18 protein-coding genes are annotated in these 16,569 nt (G+C 72.8%); 9 read left to right on the top strand and 9 right to left on the bottom strand.

The annotated features are described in order from the left end of the window. Positions 1 to 148 precede the first annotated feature (148 nt). Complete coding sequence (locus AB0J52_RS07645) at positions 149 to 499, top strand: rhodanese-like domain-containing protein (protein ID WP_500180755.1); 351 nt, start codon at positions 149 to 151, stop codon at positions 497 to 499. Positions 500 to 605: 106 nt separating this feature from the next. Here the strand turns inward: AB0J52_RS07645 and AB0J52_RS07640 are convergent, their stop codons facing one another. Further along, a complete protein-coding gene (locus AB0J52_RS07640; protein ID WP_500180754.1) occupies positions 606 to 1,067 on the bottom strand; it encodes a winged helix-turn-helix transcriptional regulator in 462 nt (153 codons plus the stop codon). Positions 1,068 to 1,168: 101 nt separating this feature from the next. Here AB0J52_RS07640 and AB0J52_RS07635 point away from each other — a divergent pair, with 101 nt between their 5' ends. The 3 genes from AB0J52_RS07635 to AB0J52_RS07625 are packed head-to-tail and all read left to right on the top strand — an operon-like array spanning position 1,169 to position 4,220. Then, on the top strand, positions 1,169 to 2,620 hold the full coding sequence (locus tag AB0J52_RS07635; RefSeq protein WP_500180753.1) for an MFS transporter: 1,452 nt from the start codon (positions 1,169 to 1,171) through the stop codon (positions 2,618 to 2,620). Positions 2,621 to 2,674: 54 nt separating this feature from the next. Continuing rightward, on the top strand, positions 2,675 to 3,121 hold the full coding sequence (locus AB0J52_RS07630; protein ID WP_500180752.1) for a GNAT family N-acetyltransferase: 447 nt from the start codon (positions 2,675 to 2,677) through the stop codon (positions 3,119 to 3,121). A 1-nt stretch (position 3,122) separates the two neighbouring features. Next, positions 3,123 to 4,220, top strand: coding sequence for a winged helix DNA-binding domain-containing protein (locus tag AB0J52_RS07625; protein WP_500180751.1), 1,098 nt, complete (start codon positions 3,123 to 3,125; stop codon positions 4,218 to 4,220). Positions 4,221 to 4,235: 15 nt separating this feature from the next. On the opposite strand, the gene AB0J52_RS07620 is transcribed toward AB0J52_RS07625, so the two are convergent. The 3 genes from AB0J52_RS07620 to AB0J52_RS07610 form a co-directional block, all read right to left on the bottom strand. After that, positions 4,236 to 4,616: an MmcQ/YjbR family DNA-binding protein gene (locus AB0J52_RS07620; RefSeq protein ID WP_500180750.1), complete on the bottom strand. Its 381-nt coding sequence runs from the start codon at positions 4,614 to 4,616 to the stop codon at positions 4,236 to 4,238. A 48-nt stretch (positions 4,617 to 4,664) separates the two neighbouring features. Next, entirely contained in the window at positions 4,665 to 5,294 is a 630-nt protein-coding gene (locus AB0J52_RS07615) for a MarR family winged helix-turn-helix transcriptional regulator (protein ID WP_500180749.1), read from the bottom strand. Between the two features lie 240 nt (positions 5,295 to 5,534). Beyond that, complete coding sequence (locus AB0J52_RS07610) at positions 5,535 to 6,368, bottom strand: NAD-dependent epimerase/dehydratase family protein (RefSeq protein WP_500180748.1); 834 nt, start codon at positions 6,366 to 6,368, stop codon at positions 5,535 to 5,537. A 356-nt stretch (positions 6,369 to 6,724) separates the two neighbouring features. Between AB0J52_RS07610 and AB0J52_RS07605 the strand changes: the two genes are divergently transcribed. Further along, positions 6,725 to 7,243, top strand: a complete 519-nt coding sequence (locus tag AB0J52_RS07605; RefSeq protein ID WP_500180747.1) for an O-acetyl-ADP-ribose deacetylase — start codon at positions 6,725 to 6,727, stop codon at positions 7,241 to 7,243. Positions 7,244 to 7,672: 429 nt separating this feature from the next. On the opposite strand, the gene AB0J52_RS07600 is transcribed toward AB0J52_RS07605, so the two are convergent. From AB0J52_RS07600 to AB0J52_RS07590, 3 genes are all read right to left on the bottom strand, one after another. Then, the gene (locus AB0J52_RS07600) at positions 7,673 to 8,134 is read right to left on the bottom strand and encodes a universal stress protein (RefSeq protein ID WP_500180746.1); all 462 of its coding nucleotides are present in this window, start codon (positions 8,132 to 8,134) and stop codon (positions 7,673 to 7,675) included. 81 nt (positions 8,135 to 8,215) lie between these two features. Beyond that, on the bottom strand, positions 8,216 to 8,989 hold the full coding sequence (locus tag AB0J52_RS07595; protein WP_500180745.1) for a TIGR03084 family metal-binding protein: 774 nt from the start codon (positions 8,987 to 8,989) through the stop codon (positions 8,216 to 8,218). A gap of 39 nt (positions 8,990 to 9,028) precedes the next feature. Continuing rightward, positions 9,029 to 10,813, bottom strand: coding sequence for an AMP-binding protein (locus tag AB0J52_RS07590; protein ID WP_500180744.1), 1,785 nt, complete (start codon positions 10,811 to 10,813; stop codon positions 9,029 to 9,031). Positions 10,814 to 10,912: 99 nt separating this feature from the next. Here AB0J52_RS07590 and AB0J52_RS07585 point away from each other — a divergent pair, with 99 nt between their 5' ends. Beyond that, positions 10,913 to 11,722 carry a class I SAM-dependent methyltransferase gene (locus AB0J52_RS07585; protein ID WP_500180743.1) on the top strand — a complete coding sequence of 270 codons (810 nt, stop codon included), beginning with the start codon at positions 10,913 to 10,915 and terminating at the stop codon, positions 11,720 to 11,722. 301 nt (positions 11,723 to 12,023) lie between these two features. Here AB0J52_RS07585 and AB0J52_RS07580 read toward each other — a convergent pair whose 3' ends face one another. After that, positions 12,024 to 12,785, bottom strand: a complete 762-nt coding sequence (locus tag AB0J52_RS07580) for an SDR family NAD(P)-dependent oxidoreductase (protein ID WP_500180742.1) — start codon at positions 12,783 to 12,785, stop codon at positions 12,024 to 12,026. A gap of 109 nt (positions 12,786 to 12,894) precedes the next feature. Here AB0J52_RS07580 and mshA point away from each other — a divergent pair, with 109 nt between their 5' ends. The 3 genes from mshA (at position 12,895) to AB0J52_RS07565 (ending at position 15,660) form a co-directional block, all read left to right on the top strand. Beyond that, positions 12,895 to 14,205 (top strand): D-inositol-3-phosphate glycosyltransferase, encoded by a 1,311-nt coding sequence (mshA, locus tag AB0J52_RS07575; RefSeq protein WP_500180741.1) that lies wholly within the window; start codon positions 12,895 to 12,897, stop codon positions 14,203 to 14,205. A gap of 80 nt (positions 14,206 to 14,285) precedes the next feature. Then, positions 14,286 to 14,759: a type III secretion system chaperone family protein gene (locus AB0J52_RS07570; protein WP_500180756.1), complete on the top strand. Its 474-nt coding sequence runs from the start codon at positions 14,286 to 14,288 to the stop codon at positions 14,757 to 14,759. Positions 14,760 to 14,901: 142 nt separating this feature from the next. Further along, positions 14,902 to 15,660, top strand: a complete 759-nt coding sequence (locus AB0J52_RS07565) for a phosphoglyceromutase (protein WP_500180740.1) — start codon at positions 14,902 to 14,904, stop codon at positions 15,658 to 15,660. 115 nt (positions 15,661 to 15,775) lie between these two features. On the opposite strand, the gene phoU is transcribed toward AB0J52_RS07565, so the two are convergent. Beyond that, positions 15,776 to 16,438, bottom strand: a complete 663-nt coding sequence (gene phoU, locus AB0J52_RS07560) for a phosphate signaling complex protein PhoU (protein WP_117356508.1) — start codon at positions 16,436 to 16,438, stop codon at positions 15,776 to 15,778. Positions 16,439 to 16,569: the final 131 nt, after the last annotated feature.

Below are 16,569 nucleotides of genomic sequence, written 5' to 3'. Positions count from 1 at the left end.
CACGGCCGCCCGGTTGCGCGCCGCGTCCGCGCGCTCCTTCGGCGGCGGGGTGCGCAGCAGTTCCAGCGGCGTTGCATAACCGGACCGTGGTCCGTTACTGTTCCCAGACACGAAACGGACTATAGTCCGATTCCCGAGAGGATGTGGCATGACCGCACTCATCACCCGCGACGAGCTCCAGCGCGCCGTCGACGCCGGGACGGTCACGATCGTGGACGCCCTCGGCGGCGAGTACTGGGCCAGGCAGCACCTTCCGGGAGCCGTCCCGCTCGCCCCCGGCGAGGTGGACGCCGAGGCCGCGGGCCGCCTGCCCGACCGCGCCGCCGCGATCGTCACCTACTGCTCCAACGAGGCGTGCCCCAACAGCGGCCAGGTCGCCGACCGCCTCACCGCGCTCGGCTACACCAACGTCCGCAAGTACAAGGAGGGCATCGAGGACTGGACCGGGGCCGGTCTCCCGACCGAGTCCGCGACCGATTCCGAGTCCGCGTCCGTCTGAGTCCGCGTCCGTTCGAGTTCGCGTCCGTTTGGAGTTCGCGTCCGTCCGGCGGACACGCGTGCGCCCGCCCGCGCTCCGGCGGCGGGCGCACGGGCGGATGCCGCGCTCAGGACGCCGGCGTCATCGCCGCGACCGCGGCCTCCTCGGCGGCGCGCAGGTCGTAGGCGTCGCGGGCGGCGGCGATGGCGCCCTTGTGGACCTCGGTCCAGTCCACCAGCGCCTTGATCGTCGAGTGCAGGCTCGCGCCCAGCGGCGTCAGGGAGTAGTCCACGCGGGGCGGGACGACGGGGTGGACAGTCCGGTGGACCAGCCCGTCCCGCTCCAGGTGCCGCAGGGTGCGGGTGAGCATCCGCTGGCTCACCCCGTGGACGGCCCGGCGCAGCTCGGTGAACCGGAGACTGCGCTCGTCCAGCAGCGCGATCACCAGCAGCGACCACTTGTCCGCGACGCGGTCCAGGATCTGCCGGGTCTCGCAGTCCTCCCGCGCGTCCCAGTGCGTGATGTCGAAGCCCTGGTCGGAGGCGGTAACACCGCAGGAACCGGGGGACTTTGAAGTGCCGTCTTCCATGGTCGTCGATGGTGCCGCACGATGCTGTCGGTATCAAGAGGGAACCGACGGGCCCATCGGGAACCGCCGGTTCGCATGCTGTGGAAGAGGTGTCGGACCGAATGAGTACTTCACGCCGCTGGGGCGCGCTCCTGGTGTTGTGCGGGGCGATCTTCCTCGAGGGGATCGACGTGGCGATGCTGAACGTCGCGCTGCCGTCGATCCGGGCCGACCTGGGGCTGTCCACGGGCGCGCTGAGCGGCGTCGTCAGCGCCTACGTGCTCGGGTACGGCGGGTTCATGCTGCTCGGCGGCCGCGCGGCGGACCTGTTCGGCCGCCGCCGGATGTTCCTGTCCTGGCTCGTGGTGTTCGCGGCCTTCTCCGGGCTCGGCGGCCTCGCGACCGAAGGCTGGATGCTGCTGACCGCGCGCTTCGTCACCGGTGTCGCCGCCGCGTTCCTCGCACCGGCCGGGCTGTCCCTGGTCACCGCGGCGTTCCCGGAGGGGCCGGAGCGGACGCGCGCCCTGTCGGTGTACGCGGCGACGGCCGCGGGCGGCTTCACGCTCGGGCTCGTCGCGGGCGGCCTGCTCACCCCGCTCGGCTGGCGCTGGGTGTTCTTCGCCCCGGTCATCCTGTCGCTGCTCGTGCTGGCCGCCGCCGTCCCGCTGGTCCGGGACGACGCCGAGAACGAGCGCGGACGCCTGGACGTCCCGGGCGCGCTGCTCGTCACGACCGCGATGTCCGCGCTCGTCTACGGGGTCGTCCGGCTGGAGCACCCCTCGGACGGGCCGCTCCTCACCGGGGCCGTGTTCGCCGCCGGGATCGTCCTGCTCACGGCGTTCGTCCTGGTCGAGCGGCGCGTCCCGGAACCGCTCGTCCGGCTGGGGGCCCTGCGCTCCGCCCCGCTGCTGCGCGCGAACGTCACCGCGCTGCTGTTCGTCGGCGCGTTCGGCGGCTTCCAGCTGCTGATGACCTTCTACCTCCAGGAGATCCGGGACTGGTCGCCCACGCGCACCGGCCTGACCATGCTCGTCGTGGGCCTGGACCTCGTCCTCGCCCCCACCCTCACGCCCCGCCTGGTCGGCCGGTTCGGCGTCACCCCGGTCGCGGCCACCGCGCTGCTGCTGTCCGCCGCCTGCTACGCGATCTTCCTCGGCGCGGGCCTGGACTGGACGTACGCCGCGATGCTCCCCGGCCTCGTCCTGCTCGGCCTCGCCTTCACCCTCGGCTACGGCCCTCTGACCATGGCCGCCACCGAGGGCGTGGACGAGTCGGAACAGGGCCTGGCGAGCGGGCTGCTCTACACGTCCATGCAGTTCGGGATGGCGCTGGGCGTCTCCGTCGTCACCGCCGTGAACGTCGCGGCGCTGTCGGGCGAGGGCCCGGCCGCCGAGCTGTCCGCCTTCCACACCGCCATGACCGTCCCCGTCGTCACGGCCGTGGCGGGAGCGGTCGTCATCGCGTTCGGCCTGCGCCGCCGCGCGACGCGTGACGCCGAGCCGGCCGCCGCCACCGAGAGCGCTGTCGTCTCCGAGAGCGCCTCCGTCTCCGGGCCCGTCCGCGCGGAGGCCTGAGCGCGGCCGTCGCGCGGGCGGACGAGTGTCGGTGGCGCGTGGAAGGATGCCGGAATGATCGAGATTGGGCCGCTCCGCCCGGACGAGCGGGATGCGTGGGAGGTGCTCGCACGCGGGTACAAGGCGTTCTACCGCACCGAGGTGGACGACGCCGGGTACGAGCTCGCCTGGAAGCGGCTCACGCTCGCAAACGGCGACGGCGGTGACGTGGCGGCGCTCGGGGCACGGCTGGACGGACGGCTCGTCGGCATCACGCACTACCTGTTCCACGTCACCGTCTGGGACGACGGCGCCTGCTACCTGCAGGATCTCTTCGTCGACGAGAACGTGCGCGGCAAGGGCGTCGCGCGGGGGCTGATCGAGGCCGTCGCGGACGCCGCCCGCGAGCGCGGCGCGTCCCGGCTGTACTGGACGACGCAGGAGCACAACCGGACCGCGCGCCTCCTGTACGACAAGGTCGCCCGGTTCAACGGGTTCCTCCGCTACGACTACGCGCTCTGACATGGCCGTCAAGCTGGGACGACGTGAGCTGAACCGGGCGCTGCTCGCCCGGCAGCTCCTGCTCCGCCGGCACCGCATGGGCGTGCTGGAGACCATCGAGCACCTGGCCGGGATGCAGGCGCAGGCCCCGAACCCGCCCTACCTCGGTCTCTGGACGCGGCTGGAGGGGTTCGACTTCCACGAGCCCGGCCGGCTGCTGCGCGAGCGGCAGGCCGTGCGCATGGTGCTCATGCGCGGCACCCTGCACCTGGTCAGCGCGCGCGACGCGCTCGCGTTCCGCCCGCTCACGCAGGCCGTCCTGGATGGCTACCTGCGCACCCAGCGCGCGCTGCACAGCCTGGACGGCGTGGACCTCGACCCCGTGCGCGAGACCGTCCGGGAGCTGCTGGTCGCCGAGCCGAGGTCGGACAAGCAGGTCCGGGAGGTGCTGGCGGAGCGGTTCCCCGGCCACGACCCCCAGGATCTCAACTGGGCGGCGCGCTGCATGCTGCCGCTCGTCCAGGTGCCGCCGCGCGGCGTGTGGGGAGCGTCCGGGCTGGCCACCCACAGCCTGCTGGACGCCTGGCTGGGTACCCCCATGGCCGAGCCGGACGTCGAGGCGTTCGTGCTGCGCTACCTGGCCGCGTTCGGGCCCGCGAGCGTGGCCGACGCGCAGCACTGGTCGGGGCTGACGCGGCTGGGCGAGGTCTTCACCCGGCTCGCGCCGCGCCTGCTCACCTTCGAGGACGAGAACGGGCGCCTCCTGTACGACCTGCCCGACGCGCCGCGTCCGGACGCCGACACGCCCGCGCCCGTCCGCTTCGTCCCGGAGTTCGACAACCTCACGCTGTCGCACGCCGACCGCGCCCGGATCGTCAGCGAGGAGCACCGCAAGCGGCTGTTCACCGTGAACGGGATCATCCGCGCGGCGGTGCTCGTGGACGGTTTCGTGCGCGGCATGTGGAAGGCCGAGGTCAAGCGCGGTGCCGCGACCCTGCGGATCGAGGAGTTCGCGCCCGTCTCGGACGCCGTCCGCGAGGAGCTGACGGCCGAGGGCCTGCGGCTGCTGGCGGACGCCTACCCGAAGGCCGCCGACCGCACGGTGCTCTTCGCCTCGTGACCACGGCTGAGCCGGTCAGATCGTGAGCTGCGCGACCAGGCGTTTCGGCGCCAGCATGCGGTAGCTCTCGGTGACCAGCTCGGCGATCTCCTCCCAGTCGACGTCGGGGAGGTCGAGCCGGACGGAGACCCAGCCGTGCTGGCCCATGTAGGGCGCGCTGAAGAACCGCTCGGGATCGGAACCGAGCAGCGCCTCCTGCTCGTCCAGCGTGACCTTCACCCACAGGCACACGCGGTTGTCGCCGTGGTGGTTGTCGACGTACCAGGCGAACGTCTTCTTCCGCGCCCGGTAGACGACGTGGGGACCGTGGCCCGACGCCTCGGCGGTCGCCTCGGGAAGGCCGGTGCAGATCTCGGTGAGCCGGGCCTTGCGCTGCTCGGTCTCCTTCTCGTCCATGCCCGCCATCATGCGGCACGGCACCGACAGTTCAGCACCCAGCCGATCCTAAGCGGCGTCGCAGTCCGAGTCGTCGGCTGGGACGGTGTCCGCGGGGCAAAGGGCCCGGGTGTCGTCGCAGGTGTCCGGGATCGCGTCGCCGTCATCGCGGCGGCGGGCCGAGGCGGAGGCGGACGGTTCGGGATCGCCGGGGCAGACCGGGGCGTCCGGGCAGACGGGGGCGTCCGGGTCGAGGCCGGCGAGCAGGGTGGTCAGGATGTCCTCGAACGACTCGCGCTGCTCCGGCGTGAGCCGGTCGAACACCAGGCGGCGGACCTCGCCGACGTGGCCGGGCGCGGCCTTCTCGACGACCGCCATGCCCTCGTCGGTCAGGGTCGCGATGATCGCGCGCCGGTCGTCGGGGTGGCGGGCGCGGACCACCCAGCCGTTCGCCTGGAGCTTGTTGACCGCGTGCGACAGCCGGCTCGGGGACGCGCGGACCACCGTGGCCAGCTCGGTCATGGTGAGGGAGCGTCCCGGGGCCTCCGAGAGCATGGCGAGGACCAGGTAGTAGCTGAAGGGAAGGCCCTCGTCGCGGTGCAGCTGCCGTTCCATCGACTCCGACAGCAGCCGGGAGAACGCGACGAAGGCGCGCCACGTCCGCTGCTCCGCCTCATCGAGCCACCGGATGTCCGTCATGTCGGCCATCATACTTGAAGTTTCAATGATCCGTCCCGTGCGCCCCCATGGGATTTCCGTGGAGGCGGACGGACAGGACGGATCGGACGGCCGAGGGGTGCGAGGACCCGAGCGCTCCGCCCTGACTCGGGCGATCCCGATCATCCGGACCTCACGGTCCGGATGGACGGTCCGCGGCGTCCGGGACGCGAGCGGACCGAACCGGCGAAACGGAGGGGACGGGACCAGACGGGCCGAAGCTCAGTCCAGTTCGGCGAAGCCGTCGCGCCAGCTCTCCAGGCGCGGCTTCCAGCCCAGCTCGCGGGCCCGCGCGTTCGACACCGGGCGGCCCAGCGCGGCCGCGTGCCGAGCGGTCGGCGGCGTCGGCGCGCCGAGCACCGTGCTGTACACCGGCAGCCAGTCGGCGGCCCTCGCCGGCTCGTCGTCCACGATGTTCACCGGGCCCGCGGGCCAGTCGAGCGCCGCGACGGCGGCCGAGGCGGCGTCGTCCACGTGGACGAAGCAGGTCCAGCCCGGGTTGAGCGACATCGCGCCCGCGTGCACCCGCTCGGCGATCGCGCCGCCCGGGGCGTACCAGGTGCCGGGACCGTAAAACGCTCCATACCGCAGCACGACGCCGTGCGGCATCTCGCCGACCATCCGCTCCAGCGCGGCCACGGCCTGGTGGGGCGGGAGCGAGGAGTCCAGCTCGTCGTCCTCGGTGGCCGGGTCGGCGCCGGGCCGGTAGATCCACGCGATCGACTGCGCGATCATCCGCTGGACGCCCGCCGCGCGCGCCGCGTCCACCAGGTTGCGGGTGCCGTCGATCCGCAGCCGGGAATTGGCCTCGAAGTCCTCGGCGGACAGGTCGGTGAGCTGGTGGATCACCACTTCCGGGGAGTGTTCGGCGAGCGCCCGGGACAGGGCCTCGGCGTCCAGCACGTCCACGACGACCGGGACGGCCTGCTGGTCGGCGATGGTCTTCGCGCGCTCCGGACTGCGGGTCGTTCCGACGACCTCGTGACCGGCCTGGACCAGCAGCGGCACCAGCCGCCGCCCGACCACGCCGGTCGCGCCCGCGACGAGAATCTTCAAGGGGGGCACCTCCACGACTTTCACACCATTGTGGTCGCTGTAGCGGCAGGATAGTGCCGCCTGTGACGACGTTTTCTCCGGCGGTTCGCTCGTTCGTGACCCGGCCGCCACCACCGCACAGCGGTCCGGCCCATGATCCGCCGCCGAATAATCGGTACTTTCCGGTATTCCATGAAACCTGATTGGGCCGGCGCGCGCTCGCCGTTCGCCCGCTCCAGGCGCGGATTTCGCGCCCCGGCACCGGGTTTAACGCTCCGACCCCCTGAGCAGGGTTCCCGTCGGGATCAGAGGACGGCCCGCCGGCCGGGTCGGTGTCTCCCGGACGCCGGCGCGCCGTCGGGGGCGGAGGGGAAGCGATGAAGATCACTCTGGTGCGCGGCGACATCACCGAGCAGCGCGTGGACGCGGTGGTGAACGCGGCCAACTCCTCGCTGCTGGGCGGGGGCGGCGTGGACGGCGCGATCCACCGCCGCGGCGGGCCCGAGATCCTGGAGGCCTGCCGCAGGCTGCGGGCCTCGCACTACGGCGGCGGCCTGCCCACCGGCCAGGCGGTCGCCACCCCGGCCGGGCGCCTGCACGCCCGCTGGGTCATCCACACCGTCGGGCCCGTCTACTCGGCCTCCGAGGACCGCTCGGCCCTGCTGGCGTCCTGCTTCCGCGAGTCGCTGCGCGCGGCGGACGAGCTGGAGGTCGCCTCGATCGCCTTCCCCGCGGTGTCCGCCGGGATCTACGGCTGGCCGGTGGAGGACGCCGCCCGCGTCGCCGTGAACACCGTCGTGTCCACGCCGACCAAGGTGGAGGACGTCCGGTTCGTGCTGTTCACCGAGGACGCCTACACGGCCTTCGAGAAGGCCCTGAAATCTCTCGGCGGATAGTCCTCTCGGGCGTGTCGGACAGGAGTGCCTGTCTTCTGAGCCAGAGTCATGGCACGGTCCGGTCATAGCCGCCGTCCGAACCGCCAGGAATGCGGGGGAGCATTCTCATCCCGGCCTGTCTCGCTGATCGCCGGATAGCGGGATAGGCGGGGGAAGAGCGACCGATCACGTTCTGCTGGGGCGAACCCGCACATTTCCACATCGTGTCCACGATCACACGGTCCGGCGGACTCGCCGAATGCGCCCGGCGCCGAGGCGGCCGTCCGGTGGCCGCGTGGCCTCTCCGAGGCGGCCGTCCGGTGGAGGCGTGGTCCCTTCTCAGCGGTCGGCCGCTGAAGGCGGGTCCGTCCGAGGCGGCCGCGTCCGGCGTGCGGGGGCGTCAGGCGCGTCCCTGGCCGGGCGGAGGCCGCCTCGCGGTGGCCGCCCGGATCAGTCCTCCTTCGGCGGCGGGACGACCAGGGCGGCGCGGTGCGTCTTGTGAAGGACGCGCGTGGAGACGCTGCCGAGGATCACCGAGCGGGCTCCGCCGAGGCCGCGTGATCCGGTCACGATGACGTCGGCGTCGAGTTCGTCCGCGACGTCCACGATGCCGGCCCAGATCGGGCCCGTCGTGCGCGCCGACCGGGCCTCGACCTGCTCGAATCCGGCCTTGCGGGCGATTTCCGCACCGGCCAGGGCGAGTCGCCGCGCCTGCTCCTCCTCGGGCCACTCGTCGGTCTCGGTGTCCACGGCGAGCGCCCCGGCGGCGGCGAGCGGGGCCCAGTTGATCTGGCTGAGCAGCGGCTCCCAGACGGTCAGCACGACGACGGGCGCGGGGCGGAGCGTGCGGGCGGCGAACTCGACGGCGGTGCGCGCGTCCTCGGAACCGTCGAAAGCGATCAGGATGGTCATGCTTGAGTCCTATCCCCGGATCGCCGAAAAACAACACGAGGTGCCGAAGATCACCCGCTCGTGTGACGCGGTTCGCCGAGGTCAGGACCGGGCCGGACGGTCCGCGCCGGGCGGTCCGGCGAACGTCTGGACGATCTCCAGCCAGCGCTCGGCGTTCGCGCCGCGCGCGCTGACCGAGACGTCGGAGCGGTTGCGGCGGCGGGTCGCCAGCAGGCAGAAGTCGAGCGCGGGAGCGGTCACGCGCTGCTCGGCGTCCGCCGGTCCCCACGTCCACGGCTCGCCGCCGTCCGGCGGGGTGATCTCGACGCGGAACTCCTCGGCGGGCGGGGCGAGGCCGCGGTTGTGGAAGGCGAAGTCGCGGGCCCGGACGGCGATGTGCGCGATGTTCCGGAGCCGGCGGGTGGGTGCCCGAGTTACCCCGAGCGCCTCCGCGACGTCCTCGCCGTGCGCCCAGGTCTCCATGATCCGCGCGGTCGCCATCGACCCGGCCGCCATCGGCGGGCCGAACCACGGCAGCCGCGTCCCGGGCGGGAGCGCGGCGAGCGCCGTGCCCAGTTCCGCCATGCCCTTGCGCCAGCGGTCGCGCAGTTCGTCCGGGGCGAGCCGCGCGCCCTCTTCGGCGGCGCGGTCCACGTCCTCCATCCGGGGCAGGTTCGCCTGGAACGCCTCGGGATCGGTGGCGGCACGCAGGGCGTGCTCCTCGGTCCAGGTCAGGTGGGCGATCTGGTGGGCGATCGTCCAGCCCTCGGCGGGCGTGGGCGTGGCCCACCCGGCGGCGTCGAGCGGGGTGATGAGCGCGTCGAGGGACGCGGCCTCGGCGGCCATGTCGGCGAGCAGCGCGTTGAGATCCGGCATCCCGCCAGCATCGCTCGCCGCACGGCCCGGGGGGAAGACCTAACCGAACAGGATTCGGGCGGCGGCGTAGTCGGCCTTGCCGTTGGGAAGGCGGAGGGAGGAGTCCGTCCGGGCGAACGCCTTGGGGATCTTGTAGCCGGCCAGCCGTCCCGCGCAGCCGGTGCGCAGCTCGGCGTCGGACGGGCCGCCGCCGGGCCCGGCCGGCCGCACGACGGCGACGATCTCGCTGCCCCAGCGCGCGCTCGGACGTCCGAGGACCAGCGCGTCCGCGACACCGGGCAGCGCGCGCAGGACGGCCTCGACCTCCTCGGCGAACACCTTCTCGCCGCCGGTGTTGATCGTGGTGGCCTCGCGTCCGTGCACGTGGACGGTGCCGTCGGGGAGGATCCGGGCGCGGTCCCCGGCGACGACGACGCGAGTCCCGCCGAGGGTGACGAAGGTGGCGGCGGTCTTGTCCGGGTCGTTGAGGTAGCCGAGCGGGATCGTGCCGCTCTTCGCGAGCCAGCCCATGTCGTCCTCGCCGGGTGCGAGCACGCGGGTCCGGTCGGCGCTCAGCACGACCGCACCCGGGGCCGCCGCGAACGGCCGGTCCTCTGCCCCCTGCCGCGTCACCTGGAACCCGGTCTCGGACGACCCGAGCACGTCGATGATCCGCACGTGGGGAAGCAACTCCAGTAGACGCCTCTTCACGTCCGGGCTGATTCCGGCGGCCGAGTTCAGCAGCGACCGCAGCGGGCTGAGATCGTGGTCGCCGCGCTCCAGCTCCGCCACGATCGGACGCGCGAACGCGTCGCCCACCAGCGGGATCCGGGTGATCCGCTCGCGTTCGGCGACCGACAGCAGATCGGCCGCGTCCAGGCCGTCCACGCGGTTGGGGAAGACCACGCACGCGCCCGCGCACCAGCCGCCGAGCGCCGACCATGTCCCGGCACCGTGCATCAGCGGCGGCGCGACCAGGACCCGCGCAGTCGACCGGACGGCCCGCGCGACCGCCTCGTCCAGGTCGGTGATCGGGGTGTGGTCGCGGCGGCGGAGACCCAGCGGACCGACCATGAGGTCACCGATCCGCCACAGCACGCCCTTCGGGAGACCGGTCGTCCCGCCGGTGTAGAGGATGTGCAGGTCGCCGGGGGAGGGGGCGACGTCCAGAGGCTCGTCCGAGGACGCCTCCAGCGCCGCCTCGTACGCGCGCGCGTCCGGCGGTTGCGGAGTCGCCGACCCGTCGTCCACAGGCAGGATCAGCGGTTGGAGACCGGTGCGCTCAAGGACTTCAATGATTCGAGGGGCGTACCGGGCGTGGTAGATCACCGCGCGGGGGCGGGCGTCCTCGAAGAGCTGCGCCAGCTCGTCGCCGGTGTAGCGGTAGTTGACGTTGAACGGCGCGACGCGTGCCATGTGCGCGCCGACCAGGCCTTCGAGGTACTCGGGGCCGTTGTGCAGGTAGAGGGCGAGGTGATCGTGTGGCGACTCCCAGGGCTCGGCCGCCCGGCCGTGCCGCCCGAGGCCGTGCGCGTGCAGCACGCGCGCGAGCCGGCGGCTCCGCTCGACCATCCCGCGCCACGTGCGCGAGCGCCGGCCGCCCTCGCCGTGCCAGACCAGGCACTCCCGCTCGGGCACGGCCGCCGCGATCGCTTCGAGCAGCGAGGCGAGATCGAGCTGCTCGTCCGGTCCAGGCTCGCGCACACCCTCCTGACTACCCACCTCCCGCCCTGACGTCGGCATGGCCCCCGACGCGGCCGTCGGCATGGACGCCGTCGCGGTCGTCGGACCGGGCGCGGGGGCGGGCGTCGCGGCGGGCTCGTGCGCGGGGGTGGGATCGGGCATGGGGGCTCCCTCGGGCGCGGACGGGCGGGAGATCACCGTAACCGATCACTTACGGAAACCGAATCCAGTTCGGTAATTTGCCGGGCCACAATCGACGGCGTGGCACGCGCGACCAGACCCCAGGGGGAGGTGACCCGGGGAACGACCAACCCGAACCGGCTCCGCCGAGCGGACCGGTGGACGGCCGCCACCCAGGGCCGCCTGCTGCGCGCGGCGCCCCGCCCCCTCGCCGTCGACCTCGGATACGGGGCGTCCCCGGTCACCACGATCGAGTTCTACGCTCGCCTGCGCGCGGTCGCGCCCGCGGTCGAGGTCGTCGGCATCGAGATCGAGCCGGACCGTGTCGCCGCCGGCCGGGCCGTCCAGGCGCGGTATCCGGGGCTGTCGTTCCGACGCGGCGGGTTCGAGCTGCCCGTCGACCGTCCGCCGACGCTCGTGCGCGCGTTCAACGTGCTCCGCCAGTACGACGAGGACGCCGCCTGGCGGGCGTGGGACGACCTGACCGCTCGGCTCGACCCGGCCGGGGTGCTGGTCGAGGGCACCTGCGACGAGGTCGGCCGCCGCGCCGTCTGGGTCACGCTCGACCGCACCGGCCCCCGGACGATCACGTTCGCCGCGCACCTGCCGTCCCTGGACCGGCCGTCCGACCTCGCCCCCCGGCTGCCGAAGACACTGATCCACCGCAACGTCGAGGGTGAGGCCGTGCACACCCTGCTCGCCGACTTCGACCGGGCCTGGGCCGTCGCCGCCCCGCAGTCGGTGTTCGGCGCGCGGGCCCGCTGGATCGCCGCCGTCGAACACCTCGCGGCGATCCATCCGGTGTGCGCGAGCCCTCCCTACGGCGGAAGGAACCGCTGGCGCCTCGGCGAGCTCACCCTGCCCTGGTCAGCAGTCGCCCCCACCCGCTGACGCCTTGCCCGCCGGGCGCCCACCGCTGGCCGCGCCCGCCGGCACCCATTCGCGCGCCTGTTGCACGCCCCGCGCGCACTCGCTGGGCGTGTCTGCGCGCGTGCCCGCCGGGCACGCGTCAGCCGGGAAGCCGGCGGCCGGTCAGTCGCCCGCCGGGCACCGTTCACGCGCCTGTCGCACGCGCCGCGCGTACTCGCTGGCGCGTGCGGGACGTGCCCGTAGGGCGTGCCCACGGGGCACGCGTCAGCCTGGAAGGTTGGCGGCCGGTCAGTCGCCCGCCGGGCAGCACGTCCGCGCGGGGTCAGCTTTCGCGGTGGAGTTTGTGGGGGGCGGCCTGGACGCGGGGCTGGACGTCGATGCGGTCGATGTTGACGTGCGCGGGCCGGGTGACGACCCAGGCGACGCAGTCGGCGATGTCGTCGGCGACCAGGGGCTCCGGGATGCCCTCGTACGGCTTCTCGGCGCGCTCGTTGTCGCCGCGGAACCGGACGAGGCTGAACTCCTCGGTTTTCACCAGGCCGGGCGCGATCTCGGTGATCCGGACGGGGCGGTCCACCAGTTCCAGCCGCATGACCTCGTTCACCGCGAAGGCGGCGTGCTTGGCGGCGTTGTAGCCGCCGCCGCCCTCGTACGCCGCGTGCGCGGCGAGCGAGGTGATGTTCACCACGTGCCCGGCACCGGACTCGATCATCTTCGGCAGCAGCGCCTTGGTCACCCGGAGCAGTCCGAGGACGTTGGTGTCGTACATCGCCTGCCAGTCGGCCGGGTCGGCGTGCTCGACCGGCTCCAGGCCGATCGCGCCGCCCGCGTTGTTCACCAGGACGTGGCAGGAGTCGAGCGCGGCGGCCATGGCGTCCACCGACTCCTGCGAGGTCACGTCGAGGGTCAGCGGGACGACCCGTCCCGCGCCCGGCACCTGTTCGGTGATCTCCTTGACGAGGGCGTCCAGGCGGTCCCGGCGGCGCGCCGCCGCCACGACGTTGAACCCCTCGGCGGCCAGTCGCCGCGCCGTGGCCGCCCCGATCCCGCTGCTTGCTCCGGTCACTACCGCCGTCTTACGCATGCCGGACAGCTTCCCAGACCGGCCCCGGGACGCACGTCACAGGGTCGCGCCCTCCGTGCGGGGAACAGTCCGCCCGGTCGATAGGTTGCACTACCGGAGGTGGTGTCCGTTGTCGGGTCGTATCAACCGAGTTGCGACGATCAGTCTGCACACTTCGCCCCTGGACCAGCCCGGCACGGGTGACGCGGGCGGCATGAACGTCTACGTCGTGGAGACCGCGAAGCGGCTGGCGGAGCGAGGCGTCGAGGTGGACATCTTCACCCGCGCGACCTCCCGCGCCCTGCCGCCGGTCACCGAGCTGGCCCCCGGCGTCCTGGTCCGCAACGTCGTCGCCGGGCCGTTCGAGGAACTGGACAAGGGCGAGCTGCCGCGCCATCTGTGCACCTTCACGTCGGGCGTGCTGCGCACCGAGGCGTCCTACGAGCCCGGCCACTACGACCTGATCCACACCCACTACTGGCTTTCCGGCCAGGCCGGATGGGCCGCCAAGCAGCGCTGGGGCGTCCCGCTCGTGCACTCGATGCACACCATGGCCAAGGTCAAGAACGCCGCGCTCGCCGCTGGGGACACCCCCGAGCCCGCCCTCCGCGTGAACGGCGAGCAGCAGATCGTCGACACCGCCGACCACCTCGTGGCCAACACCGACAAGGAGACGCGGGAGCTCGCCGGCCTCTATGCCGCCGACCCGTCCCGCATCGCCACCGTCAGCCCCGGCGTGGACCTCGGCCTGTTCCGTCCCGAATCGCCGGTGATCGCGCGCGGCACCGGACTGCTGCCGCACCGCACCGGTCCCGCGCGCCGCCGCCTCGGCCTGCGCCGGGACGCGTACGTGCTGTTGTTCGTCGGCCGCATCCAGCCGCTGAAGGCCCCCGACGTCCTGCTCCGCGCCGTCGCGATCATGCTGCGGCACGATCCGGCGCTGCGCTCGAAGCTGGTCGTCGCGGTCGTCGGCGGACCGTCCGGAGCCGGACGCTGCCGTCCCGAGCAACTGCAGCGGCTCGCCGCCGAACTCGGCATCACCGACGTCGTCCGGTTCGAGCCGCCGTGCCCGCAGCGCGAGCTGGCCGACTGGTACCGGGCCGCGGACGTGACGGTCGTGCCGTCCCACAACGAGTCGTTCGGGCTGGTCGCCGTGGAGTCGCAGGCGTGCGGGACGCCGGTCGTGGCCGCCGCCGTCGGCGGGTTGCAGACGGCGGTCCGGCACGGCGAGTCCGGTGTCCTCATCGACGGGCACGATCCGGCCGACTACGCGTCGGTGCTGCGCCGCCTGTACGCCGAACCCGGCACCCACCTCCGGCTCGCGCGCGGCGCGGTCCGCCACGCCCAGGCGTTCGGGTGGGACGCGACCGTGGACCGCCTCCTCGAGGTGTATACCGGTGCGACGACCCGCGAGGCGATGGTGAAGGAGATGGCCCGGTGAGCCACGGCGAACGAGACGTTTCGGCGACCCCCCCGAAGCCGGACGGCCCTACAGGTGGCTCGGCGGACGACCCGGTCAAGGTGATCGAGGAGACGCTGCGGTCCGCCGAACTGGAGTACAGCGTCCCGCGCGAGGGCGCGTTCTTCGTCAAGCTGCCGGGCCAGCACAAGCTCGCCACCATGACGTGGCTGATCGTCGGCGACCACAGCCTGCACGTCGAGGCGTTCTTCTGCCGCCAGCCGGACGAGAACCACGCCGAGTTCTACCGGTTCCTGCTCGAACGCAACGGCCGGATGTACGGCATGTCGTTCGCGCTGGACGAGGTCGGAGACGTCTACATCGTCGGCCGCGTCGCGCTCCAGTCGGTCACCCCGGACGAGATCGACCGGCTCCTCGGCTGCGTCCTCACCTACTCCGACGAGAACTTCGACCGGGCTCTGGAGCGCGGTTTCAAGACCTCGATCCAGAAGGAGTGGGACTGGCGGGTCAAGCGCGGCGAGTCCCTCGCCAACCTGCGGGCCTTCGCCTCCTTCGCCGACCCTGCCAACCGCTGACGCCCCTCCGCCGCCCGCCGCCGACGGCTGACCGGCCTCGGCCCCGAGCCCGGGTGGCGACCCGGCTGACCTGCTCGCCCCCGTCCCCGCGCCTCCGGCCTCGTGCCGGACCGCGCGGCGGCGCCCGCTAGGCTCTGGTGCCATGGCGACCCTGGTTTTGCTGCGGCACGGCGAGAGTGTGTGGAACGCGGAGAACCTGTTCACCGGCTGGGTGGACGTGGACCTCTCCGCTAAGGGCGAGAGCGAGGCGACGCGCGGCGGAGACCTGCTGCTCGACGCCGACATCACCCCTGACGTGGTGCACACCTCACTGCTGAAGCGGGCCATCCGCACGGCCAACATCGCGCTGGACGTCGCGGACCTGCTGTGGATCCCGGTCCGCCGGTCCTGGCGGCTGAACGAGCGGCACTACGGCGCGCTGCAGGGCAAGAACAAGGCCCAGACCCGCGAGGAGTACGGCGAGGACCAGTTCATGGTCTGGCGCCGCTCCTACGACACCCCGCCGCCCCCCATCAAGGACGACGACCCGCTGTCCCAGGTCAACGACCTGCGCTACGCGTCCCTGCCGTCCGAGCTGATCCCGCGCACCGAGTGCCTCGCGGACGTCGTGGACCGCCTGCTGCCCTACTGGTACGACTCGATCGTCCCGGACCTGGCCAACGGCGGCACCGTCATGGTGACCGCGCACGGCAACTCGCTGCGCGCCCTGGTCAAGCACCTGGACGGCGTCTCCGACGAGGACATCGTCGGCCTGAACATCCCGACCGGCATCCCGCTGGTCTACGAACTGGACGACGACTTCGCCCCGCTGAAGCGCGGCGGCGAGTACCTCGACCCGGCCGCCGCCAAGGCCGCCATCGAGGCCGTCAAGAACCAGGGCGCGACCAAGAAGAAGAAGTAGACCCCGAGTACGGCGTAGCCCGCCGCGTCCTCGCACGAGGACGCGGCGGGCTTTTTCGCGGTTCCTGCGACGAGAGAACGACCGGCGGCCCGGTCGGCGGGGCCGCGGCGGTACGTCAGCTCGCGTCGATGATCTCCTGCGGGCGCTGGCCCGTGACCAGGTAGACGACGTTCTCCGCGACGTGGACGGCGTGGTCGGCGAACCGCTCGAAGTACCGTCCGGCCAGGGTGATGTCCACGGCGGGCTCGACCCCGTGCTTCCACTTCGGCGACAGCAGGATGTCGAACAGGCGGCGGTGCAGCCGGTCCATCGCGTCGTCGTCGGCGTCCAGCTCCAGGCCCATCTCGACGTCCCGGGACGCGATCACCGAGCCCGCCTTGGCGATCAGCCGCTCGGCGATCTGCCCCATCTCCAGGACCGTGGACTGCAGCTCCGGCGGGACGGCCGACTCGGGGTGCCGGCGGCGGGCGGTCTTGGCGATGTGCACGGCGAGGTCGCCCATGCGCTCCAGGTCGCTGCTCATCCGCAGCGTGGTGACCAGCGTCCGCAGGTCCCCGGCGACCGGCTGCTGCCGGGCCATCAGGTCGAACACCGTCTCCTCGATCTCGGCGTCGATCTTGTTGACCAGCTCGTCGGCGGTGATGACCTCCTCGGCCAGCCGCAGGTCGGCGTCCAGCAGCGCGGTCACCGCGCGGGACATCGCCGACCTGACCAGCCGCGTCATCTCGACCAGCTTGGCGGAGAGGGAGTCGAGTTCCTCGTGGTAGACGTCGCGCAATTGAAGATCCTCGGGTTTCGGGGAGGGCCGGTCCGTGGGGACCGGCCGGTACTGCCGGGGCGGTAGTGGCGAGGCGGTGGAACACCCCGCCCGGATGCTCCGGGCGCGGCGCGGCGTGGCACCGCGCCCGC

This window comes from Spirillospora sp. NPDC049652 (assembly GCF_040675125.1).
Classification (GTDB): Bacteria; Actinomycetota; Actinomycetes; order Streptosporangiales; family Streptosporangiaceae; genus Spirillospora.
This window is presented reverse-complemented; position numbering and strand designations above follow the sequence as displayed.